Source organism: Chimaeribacter coloradensis (assembly GCF_002858715.1).
Lineage (GTDB): Bacteria > Pseudomonadota > Gammaproteobacteria > Enterobacterales > Enterobacteriaceae > Chimaeribacter > Chimaeribacter coloradensis.
Window position 1 is genome coordinate 1 of sequence record NZ_PJZH01000096.1, and the last position, 345, is coordinate 345.

General features: G+C 64.3%; 1 protein-coding gene. It reads left to right on the forward strand.

Annotated elements, in window-relative coordinates:
- Positions 1 to 345, forward strand: a 345-nt coding sequence (locus CYR32_RS21305) for an ABC transporter permease subunit (protein WP_420912857.1), incomplete at both ends; no start/stop codon positions are given.

The window sequence follows — 345 nt, forward strand, 5'->3', positions numbered from 1 at the left end:
GGCATCTTCGCCCTCGGGCTGTTTGTGGTGCTGGTGACCGGCGGCATCGACATCTCCTTCGCGGCAGTGGCCTCGGTGGTGCAGTACCTGATTGCCACCCTGGCGATGCATTACGGGCTGGCCAACCCGGTGCTGAGCATTGCGCTGGCGGTGGCCGCCGGGGCGCTGCTCGGCATGGTGAACGCCCTGCTGATTTACGGCCTGCGGATTGTGTCGATCATCGTCACCATCAGTATGCAGGCGCTGCTGTTCGGCATGCTGATGTGGCTGACCAACGGCCGCAGCCTGTATGACCTGCCCGAATGGTGGACGATGCCGCTGCAGGTGCTGCCGTTTTCCGTCGGC